This is a genomic window from Arthrobacter ginsengisoli (genome assembly GCF_031456935.1).
Taxonomy (GTDB): domain Bacteria; phylum Actinomycetota; class Actinomycetes; order Actinomycetales; family Micrococcaceae; genus Arthrobacter; species Arthrobacter ginsengisoli.
Window position 1 is genome coordinate 22,629 of record NZ_JAVDVQ010000034.1, and the last position, 6,255, is coordinate 28,883.

Consider the following 6,255-nt stretch of genomic DNA (forward strand, 5'->3'; position numbering starts at 1 on the left):
GCTCAGTTTTCGAGGGGGCCGGCCGCAGCCAGCAGTTCCGCCGCGACCCGGGCGAGGGGCTTCCCCGCCTGCCGCGACAGCATCATCAACTCCCGGAGTGCCTGCTCATCGCCGGTGCCGTTCCGGGCCATCAGCACGCCTTTTGCCATGCTGATCGTGTCCCGCTGCGCCAGTGATTCCTGCAGCCGGTCACTCAGCGTCCCGGCCGCTTCACGGGCGTGGGAGTGGATGACAAAGAGTGTCGCCTGCGCAGCAAAAAGTTCGGCCAAACGGACCGTGCCGTCGCGGAATGGCTGTCCGCCGTCCGAGTAGACCTTGACGGCCCCCAGGGCGAGATCCCCGGACAGCAACGGACAGCTCACGGCAGAGGAGATCCCCAGGGCCGCCGCGGCCGGAGCCCAGCGCGACCACCGTCGGTCCGAGGCGAGGTTTTCGACCCGGACGGTTTCCCCGCTCGCCCAGGCCGAGATGCACGGGCCCTCCCCGAGCTCGTACTGAAGGGCATCTGCTGCCGCCACGACGGCGTCGGACGCAGCCGTCGTCTGGCGCAGCCCCGAACCGTTGATCAGGCTCACTCCGGCGCCGATCGCACCGGGGACCGCCGCCGTCGCAGCTTCCGTGATCAGCCGGAGGGCGTGTGACACCGTCTCTTCCGTCAGCAGCAGCCTGTTGGCTCGGGCAAAAACAGCGGTGATCTCGTCAGCCAGCGGCAGTTCCACGCTCATTTTCACCTCGGAAATCCATACCGGCGCAATGCCAGCCGGCGCGTATCGCCGCAGAATTCAAGCATACGGCGGGCCGGCTGGAGCCGACTATATTCACCGTCCCCCACACGGCGTAGTGTCGCTGGTAGGTACATTCCGGGCTGGACGATCCCGGTGCTGCTATTTGGGTTGCGGGCGATCAAGAGTTCCCAGCCGCCGAGTCGGTGCGTCACGGACGCCAGACGTTCGTAGGATTGAGGCCGGCATGGGTTCCGGTACCGGCGCACCCCCAACGCCCGAGCAACTCCAGGATCTCCTGCTGGAAAGTCCAGGGTTCACTGACTTCCTGCTGGGCCTGACCACCATCTCCGCGACCTTCCTCGGCAGTTCCGAGCCGATGCTGTGTGCCATCACAGTGGAACGGGACGGCACTCCCGCCACCGTCGCCAGCAGCGGCGCGGACGCGAGACGGCTGGATGAGAAGCAGTACGCGTTCGACGACGGTCCCTGCCTTACCGCCCTGCGGCACGGAACCAGCGTTCTGGTTCCCGACGTGGCGAATGACGACCGCTGGGAGCACTACGCCTCCGCGGTCTCGGGCGAGGGCATCAAGGCGGTCCTGGCCGTGCCGATCGCCACGGATCCGGGGGCAGCCGCAGCACTGAACTGCTACGCCCGGACCAGCGGCGTTTTTGACGAGGCCACCGTCGCGGAGGTCGAGCGCCATGCCGCATCCATCTCGCGGATCCTCCGCCTGGCACTGAAAGTGCACCCGCCGGAAATCTACCCGGAACATCTGCGGTCCGCACTGAAATCCCGCGCGATCGTGGACGCCGCCGTCGCGCTGATCATGATCCAGAACCGGTGCAGCAGGGAACGGGCCATGGAACTTCTGCACCTGGCCGCCCGGGCCACCGACACCAGGCTCCACACTATTGCCACGGACATCCTGCAGGGCGCCTCCCTTCCTTCGCCCAAACCCCCGGCATAGGATGGGAAAAGCCGCCGTTTGCTCCGCGTGCGGCTGGGAAGTGGGGGCACCCATGAGAGACAGCAGTACCGTTGCGTCAGCGCACAGCACCAGCACCAGCACCAGCACCAGGACCATGCTGGACCTCGTGCTGGACAGCACTGAGCCTGGTTCCGGCGTCGACGGTTTCCTGACCCAGCTGAGCCGCCTGGCGGCGAGCGAACTGTCCCGCCCGGACCACGAAGTCTCCTGCGGGATCACCGTCAACCGGCGGAAGCAGCCAACCTCAGAAGCCGGCAGCACCGGGGCGGCAGCCGCCAGCGTCCTCCAGATCCCCGTAGCCCTCGACGACGCCACCTCTGCCGTTGTCCACCTGTATTCGCCGCGGGCCGACGCGTTTTCCGCGGAGGATCTCGCGGATGCCCAGCAGTTTGTGTCCGACGCCGCGCAGGCGCTCCTGTTGGCGCTGCGGATTTCCCAGCTTACGGAGTCCCGGGACAACCTGGCCGCCGCGATGCAGTCGCGGACCACGATCGACACGGCGATCGGCGCCGTCATGGCCCAGAACCGGTGCGGGCGCGACGACGCCTTTAAGATCCTCCGGAACACCTCCAACAACAGGAACCTGAAGATCCGCGACGTCGCTGCTGCGGTCGTGGCATCCATCGCCGGCGATACTGACGTCACGGCACGCTTCCAGGAGTGAGCGCACGGCAGCTGAACCGTGCCGGAAGGACTGCCGGCGAAGGAGGGCACTGTGGAGGATTCCTACGATCTGGAGCGGTTCGTCAAGGCCCAGGACTCCGGCGGGACGTACCGGCACGCCCTCGACGAGCTCCACGCGGGCCTGAAGCGCAGCCACTGGATGTGGTTTGTGTTCCCGCAGCTCGCCGGCCTCGGGCGAAGCCCCACCGCCCGGACCTATGCCGTGACTTCGCTGGATGAAGCCAAGGCCTATCTGCGGCACCCGGTGCTGGGTCCGCGGCTGGTCGAATGCGCCGCGGTGGTGGCCGGACTCGAAGGGCGCACCGCGCGGCAGATCTTCGGCGGGATCGACGAACGGAAGCTGCACTCGTCCATGACACTCTTCCTCCGGGCGGACCCGCAGCAGACCGTATTCCAGGAGGTCCTGGCCGGGTACTTCGACGGCGTGCCCGATGCGGCCACCGACCGGCTGCTCGGCCTCCAATGATCTCCATTGGCTCAATCGTCATCCGTGTCGATGATCTCCAGCGCCAGCTGGACTTCTGGACGGCGGCCCTGGACTACGTACCGCGGCGGCCCCCCGAAGAGGACTTCGTCGTCCTTGGGCCGAGGGCCGGGCCCGGCCCGAACATCTCCCTGGACCGTGTCCCGTCGACGGTCCAGGTGCCACCCAGAATCCACCTCGACCTCTATTCGGAGCAGCAGGCCAGCGATGTCGACCGGCTCGTGCGCCTGGGTGCGAGCCGCGTGGAATGGAGCAAGCGTCCCGCGGACGCGGACTACGTCATTCTGGCCGATCCCGAGGGCAACCGCTTCTGCGTCGTCGATGCTGCCGTCCGACCTCGGCAGGGTATCGACGCCGGGAACGAAGCGGAGGAGGATTAAAGGGCAGTCACGATAAGGAGGTCAGTGATGTGCTATCCGTACAACAGGGAATTCCGGCGGGACATCAAGAAGGATGAATCAAAGGAAACCGAGGCGCGCCCGGAGCCCCGGGTGGAAGCGCCTGACTTCAAGTTCTGGGCCTTCCCCCGGCGCAGCAGGGAATTCACGGTCGAGGATCCGGCAACGGCCGACCGGACCCGCGAGAGGGTGTAGTCCGGAAACCATGGAAGGCTCCTCAATGAGGGGCCTTCCGTCCGGCCGGGCCGTGCGGACGTTCCGAACAAGGTGCGGGAGACTGGAAGTCCCCCATCACGAAGGCAGGACCGCATTGATCAATCTCCAGCAGGACCCCGAAGGCTTCATCCGCATGAAGCGGCACTTTCCGGGCAGCAGCATTGTTTCCATCACATTCAATGATGGTTCCACCGAAGAGTTTTCCGGCCTGCAGCTCAATGCGATCTATGACGCGGCCCTGAGTGTCTACCGGGCAGAGAATCACCTGGACGCCAAGGGATACTCCCGGGCACCGAAAAAAACCGTCCAGCCCGTGAACAAAATCGAGTTTGTCGCGGTGCACCCCGGGATGGCCGGGTAGCCCTCCGGAAACCCATTGACACTCTGGAACAGGCGGATTATTCTACAACCAAATGGTTGTAGATGAGCTCCGGGATGCCGACCTTGACCGCCTGTTCCAGGCGTTCGCCGATGCCACCCGCCGGGACATCGTCACCCGGGTGACGGCCGGAGAGTATTCCGTATCGGGGCTGGCAGAGCACTACGCCATGAGTTTCGCCGCCGTCCAGAAGCACGTGGCGGTGTTGGAGCGCGCGTCCCTCGTTACGAAGGAAAAGCGCGGACGGGAGCAGATCGTGCGGGCGCACCACGAGGGCCTACAACGAGCCCGACGGCTGCTCGATGAGTACGAGACGATCTGGCGGCAGCGGGCTGACCGGATCGCAGACATTCTCGCAGAGGGATAGGGAGAGTTCCGTCATGACCGTTATCAGTTCGCAGAAGAATGCCGAAGCCCTGAGCTTCACCGTCGTCGCAGAGTTCGACGCCGGCGTCGAGCGCGTGTGGCAGGTCTGGGAAGACCCGCGCCAGCTGGAACGCTGGTGGGGCCCGCCCACCTGGCCCGCGACTTTCGACAGCCACGACTTTGTGTCCGGAGGGAAAGCCAGCTATTTCATGACCGGGCCCGAAGGCGAGAAGAGCCGGGGCTGGTGGCGGTTCACCGCCATCGAGGCCCCGCACCGTTTGGAGTTCGACGACGGTTTCGCCGACGAGAACGGCGATCCGATCCCGGCCATGGGCACAAGCCACGCCGTGATGCGGCTTGAGGCGGTCGACAACCGCACCCGGATGACGATGGTGTCGACGTTTGACTCCGCCGAGGCGCTCGAGAAGGTCCTCGCCATGGGCATGGAAGAGGGCATGAAGCAGGCCCTCGGCCAGATCGACGCCATCCTGGCCGACACGAAGGTCAGCTGAGCCGGCCGTTCGGCCGTGAGGATACTTGCACGGCAACACACCCCCGCAGCTGCCGTCGCCGGCGCGTGCGGGGGTGCTTTATGCGTCAGCGCGGACCTGGAGGCATTAGCCGCCGAGGATCTTCGCCTTCTGCACCCCGAACTCCTGTTCCGTGAGAATTCCTTGCTCCTTCAGCGCCCCGAGCTCTTTGAGCTGCTGGATCGCGTCGTTGGAGATTCCGCCGGCGGCCGGCGCGGGCGCCGCTTGCTGGTACACAGGTTGCTGCTGCTGGCCCATCTGCGTCTCGTACGCCTGCTGTTCCTTGGCCGCGGTCGCGGCGTCCTTCTCGGCAAACTTCGCAGCCTGCCGGCGCTGGACGCGGCCACTGACGGCAGATGCCGTCCCGGCAACGACCGCTGTCCGTCCGATACCCCTAAGCAGTCCCATAATTCTTCTCCTCTCGCATCGCGTCTTATGTGTCAGGCTACGGGCGGTGCGTCGTCGAGGGCTTCGAGTGCTGCCATCACGTCCGGCGCAGGGATCCGCGTGCTCGCAACGAGTTCGCCGCCGCCTTCCCGAACGGCCGCCACAAAAGGTGCCGCCCAGATGTTCTCGTAGACGATCAGCGCGGCAAGGCTCCCCGGGAGGATCGCATCTGCCGCTTCGGCGATTTCCTCTTTGCCGAGAATTCCGGTCTGCGCGCCGGCGAAGTACGAGAAGGACTCCGCGGGACCGCCTGGGTCGGTGAGCTCGAGGACCTCGACGTTGCCGTCCTCCATCTTCATCACGATGAGAAGATCGAAGAGCCGGATCACGCGCTGCTCGACGAGCCGCATGAGTTCTTCACTCGCCCGTCCCGTCAGTCCTGCCATCGGGAACTCAAGGAGCACAAAGTCGACTGGCCCGTGGGCCTCTGTCTCCGGTGTGGTTGTCACTGGCATGCCTCCGTTCGGTTTCGAGCGCACTGTCCGGCGCGCTCGTCTCAGTGTGGACGTCACCTGCCGGGCCGTCACCACCCGCGCCGGGTGATAACGACGGCGGGCTCCGGACGGCCCACCGCCGGACCGGCCTCCCGAGGCGAACGTCCCTTCACGTCCCACGCCGGCGCCGGCAGGCGTCCCCCGCATCATCCCTTTCGGGTGAGCCCAACGCCGCGTGGATCCGACGCGGGTGCGGGGCGAGTGCGGGGCAGGGTGCCCCGTGGCTGACCGGCTCCGAGTTGCCGGGCAGCACGTTCCGCTACGCTTTCGGACGCGCGCTACGCGGATCCGGGGTGCGGCCGTCCGAATCCGCGCCCCGCGTCCGAAACAGGCGCGGAAACTGGGTCCCGGCGGGCACTCCGGTCTGAGGCAGGAAGAAAAAGGTGGCAGAGGGGGATTCGAAACCCCGTAGGCGTTGCCAGCTGGGCACCCTGGGGCTCAAGGCGGCCACCGCCGGCGGGACGCTCTGCCGCGGGGTTTCCTGCTTCCGCGGCACCCGACTCTGGCGCGCAGCATGTTCCGCTACGCCTTCGGACCCGCG

Annotated in this window: 11 protein-coding genes; 8 read left to right on the top strand and 3 right to left on the bottom strand. The window is 66.3% G+C overall.

The window, feature by feature from the left end:
- Positions 1–2: 2 nt before the first annotated feature.
- Positions 3–725 (bottom strand): GAF and ANTAR domain-containing protein, encoded by a 723-nt coding sequence (locus J2X01_RS20585; RefSeq protein ID WP_310061951.1) that lies wholly within the window; start codon positions 723–725, stop codon positions 3–5.
- A gap of 244 nt (positions 726–969) precedes the next feature.
- Between J2X01_RS20585 and J2X01_RS20590 the strand changes: the two genes are divergently transcribed.
- The 8 genes from J2X01_RS20590 (at position 970) to J2X01_RS20625 (ending at position 4,755) form a co-directional block, all read left to right on the top strand.
- Positions 970–1,695 carry a GAF and ANTAR domain-containing protein gene (locus tag J2X01_RS20590; RefSeq protein WP_310061954.1) on the top strand — a complete coding sequence of 242 codons (726 nt, stop codon included), beginning with the start codon at positions 970–972 and terminating at the stop codon, positions 1,693–1,695.
- 52 nt (positions 1,696–1,747) lie between these two features.
- Positions 1,748–2,380 (top strand): ANTAR domain-containing protein, encoded by a 633-nt coding sequence (locus tag J2X01_RS20595; RefSeq protein WP_310061957.1) that lies wholly within the window; start codon positions 1,748–1,750, stop codon positions 2,378–2,380.
- 51 nt (positions 2,381–2,431) lie between these two features.
- A complete protein-coding gene (locus J2X01_RS20600; RefSeq protein ID WP_310061960.1) occupies positions 2,432–2,866 on the top strand; it encodes a DUF1810 domain-containing protein in 435 nt (144 codons plus the stop codon).
- Positions 2,863–3,264 (top strand): VOC family protein, encoded by a 402-nt coding sequence (locus tag J2X01_RS20605; RefSeq protein WP_310061963.1) that lies wholly within the window; start codon positions 2,863–2,865, stop codon positions 3,262–3,264. Before J2X01_RS20600 ends, J2X01_RS20605 begins: the two co-directional genes overlap by 4 nt.
- A 24-nt stretch (positions 3,265–3,288) precedes the next feature.
- Positions 3,289–3,477 (top strand): hypothetical protein, encoded by a 189-nt coding sequence (locus J2X01_RS20610; protein ID WP_374725005.1) that lies wholly within the window; start codon positions 3,289–3,291, stop codon positions 3,475–3,477.
- A gap of 115 nt (positions 3,478–3,592) precedes the next feature.
- On the top strand, positions 3,593–3,859 hold the full coding sequence (locus J2X01_RS20615; protein ID WP_310061966.1) for a hypothetical protein: 267 nt from the start codon (positions 3,593–3,595) through the stop codon (positions 3,857–3,859).
- 52 nt (positions 3,860–3,911) lie between these two features.
- The gene (locus J2X01_RS20620) at positions 3,912–4,244 is read left to right on the top strand and encodes an ArsR/SmtB family transcription factor (protein WP_310061970.1); all 333 of its coding nucleotides are present in this window, start codon (positions 3,912–3,914) and stop codon (positions 4,242–4,244) included.
- Between the two features lie 13 nt (positions 4,245–4,257).
- Complete coding sequence (locus J2X01_RS20625; protein ID WP_310061973.1) at positions 4,258–4,755, top strand: SRPBCC family protein; 498 nt, start codon at positions 4,258–4,260, stop codon at positions 4,753–4,755.
- A gap of 105 nt (positions 4,756–4,860) precedes the next feature.
- Here the strand turns inward: J2X01_RS20625 and J2X01_RS20630 are convergent, their stop codons facing one another.
- Complete coding sequence (locus tag J2X01_RS20630; protein WP_310061976.1) at positions 4,861–5,181, bottom strand: SHOCT domain-containing protein; 321 nt, start codon at positions 5,179–5,181, stop codon at positions 4,861–4,863.
- Positions 5,182–5,213: 32 nt separating this feature from the next.
- The gene (locus J2X01_RS20635) at positions 5,214–5,675 is read right to left on the bottom strand and encodes a DUF6325 family protein (RefSeq protein WP_310061979.1); all 462 of its coding nucleotides are present in this window, start codon (positions 5,673–5,675) and stop codon (positions 5,214–5,216) included.
- Positions 5,676–6,255: the final 580 nt, after the last annotated feature.